Genomic DNA, 2,245 nt, shown 5'->3' on the forward strand with positions numbered 1-2,245 from the left:
TCGTGGGCGGCGTGGGCGGCGGTGAGGAGGTTGGTGCTGGTGCCGCTGGTGGACATGAGGAGGAGGATGTCGCCGGGGCGGCCGTGGGCGCGGACTTGGCGGGCGAAGATTTCGTCGTAGCCGTAGTCGTTGCCGATGGCGGTGAGGGCGCTGGTTTCGGCGTGGAGGGCGGTGGCGGAGAGGGGTTGGCGGTCGTCGCGGAGTTTGCCGACGAGTTCGGCGGTGAGGTGTTGGGCTTCGGCGGCGCTGCCGCCGTTGCCGGCCACCAACAGCCGGCCGCCCCGGGCCAGGGTCCAGGCCACCTCGGTGCCCCACGCGCTGAGCCGCTCGGCCTCCTGCCGGTACGGCAGCAGCGCCGCCGCGAGGTTGGCCAGGTGCGTGTCGAGAGTGGAGAGCGACACGGTCATCACGCCACCGCCGAGGCGGGACGGCCGACGGTGCTGACCGCGGTGTAGACCGCGCCGAGCTGCTCGGCGCAGCGCTTCCACGAGTACCGGCTGCGGATCCGGTCCAGCGCCGCCGTAGCGTACGCGAAGCGGCGCACCTTGTCGGCGAGCAGCCGGCGGATCGCGGTGCCCAGCGCCCGGGGGTCCCGGGGCGGCACCAGGTCGCCGGTCAGCCCGTGGACCACCGTGTCGGCGATGCCGCCGACGTTCGACCCGATCACCGGCACGCCGCACGCCATCCCCTCCAGCGGGGTGAGCCCGAACGGCTCGTACCAGGGGGCGGCCACCAGGATGTCCGCCGAGCGGTACCAGCGGCCCATCTCCTCGCGGGGCACCGCGCCGACCAGCTTCACCCGGTCGGCCACCCCGCAGGACTCGGCGAGCGCGCGGAGCCGGCGGGCGAAGCCGTCGGCGGGAAGCAGCTCGGCCGGCGGGCCGCCGACCACCACGCACTCCGCGTCCGGCACGGCCGGCAGGGCCCGGACGACGTCCTGGAAGCCCTTGCGCTCCACCATCCGGCCGACGGTGATGATCCGGGGGCGGGAGGGGTCGCGCGGGGCGGCGGGCCCGTCGGGGCGGAACATCTCCTGGTTGACCCCGGAGGGGACCAGCGCCATCCGGGACCGGGGCACGCCGAGGCGGACCAGCTCGCCGACCTCGTCCTGGCACTGCACGATGACCCGGTCGGCGGCCCGTCCCAGGGCCCGTTCGTAGCCGATCCGGCCTGGTGGACTGGTGTCCCGCGAGCCCTGGTGGCGACGCTTGACCGTGCCGAGGGCGTGGTAGGTCAGCACCACCGGCACGCCGGTGCGCCGGCCGGCGTGCAGCGTGGCCAGGCCGCTCATCCAGAAGTGGGCGTGCGCCACGTCCGGCGTCCAGCCGCCGTCGCGCCACTGGCCGGCCAGCCAGCGCCCGAACTCGCCCATGTGCGGCAGCAGCTCGTCCTTCGGCACCCGCAGCGCCGGGCCGGCCGGCACGTGGCACACCCGGTAGCCCTCCGCCGTGGGCACCGTGTCGGGCAGCGCGGGGGAGTCCCGGCGGGTGTAGACGCGTACGTCGTGCCCCTCGCCGACCAGCGCGGCGGCCAGCTCCGCCACGTGCGTGTTCTGCCCGCCGGCGTCCTCCTCGCCGAGAACGGCGAGCGGGCTGGCGTGCTCCGAGATCATCGCGATGCGCATGTTTCCTCCTCGATCAGCCGGTCCCAGTCCGCCAGGAAGCGGTCGAGCCCGAAGCGTTCCTTCGCCACCTCGCGACCCCGCGCCCCCAGCCGGGACGCCGCGTCGCGGTCCGTCATCAGCCACCGGGCCGCCTCGACGAGGGTGTCCACCCGGGTGGAGAGCACCCCGGCGTCGGGCGGCACGGCGTCCACCGCCTCGGTGGTCGCCAGCGCGATCACCGGCATGCCCATCGCCATCGCCTCGATCAGGCTCAGCCCCAGCGACGTCCACCGGCACAGGTGCAGGTACGCCCGCCGCCGGGCGACCTCGACGTGCATCCGGTCCTGCGGCAGGTCGTCGTACCCGGTCACGGGCAGCCCGGTCGCGCCGGTCGCGGCGAGCGCGTCGGGCAGCCCGGCCACCCCCATGCCGAAGACGTCCAGCGGCGCGACCCGCGCGAAGCGCGGCATGAGGTCGGTGCCGGTGACGCGCCAGCGGCGTACGGGCTCGTTGGTCACGACCGCCAGCCGCTCCAGCTCGCCGCTCCACTCGACCCGGGGCGGGACGATGCCGTGGTCGACGACGGTGGTGCGGGTGGTGCCGGTGTCCCAGAAGAGGTGGTTGAAGTGGGTGACGTGGGCG

3 protein-coding genes are annotated in these 2,245 nt (G+C 75.1%); all 3 read right to left on the reverse strand.

The window, feature by feature from the left end; translation table 11 throughout:
* Positions 1-407 (reverse strand): D-sedoheptulose-7-phosphate isomerase (locus ACWENR_RS30550; RefSeq protein ID WP_452280405.1); only part of this gene is annotated, 407 nt, incomplete at its 3' end.
* Positions 407-1,624 (reverse strand): glycosyltransferase, encoded by a 1,218-nt coding sequence (locus ACWENR_RS30555; RefSeq protein WP_452280406.1) that lies wholly within the window; start codon positions 1,622-1,624, stop codon positions 407-409. The genes ACWENR_RS30550 and ACWENR_RS30555, both read right to left, overlap by 1 nt.
* The coding region (locus tag ACWENR_RS30560; protein WP_452280407.1) for a glycosyltransferase at positions 1,609-2,245 on the reverse strand (637 nt) is incomplete at its 5' end. The genes ACWENR_RS30555 and ACWENR_RS30560, both read right to left, overlap by 16 nt.

The sequence above is a fragment of the Micromonospora sp. NPDC004336 genome (genome assembly GCF_053602615.1).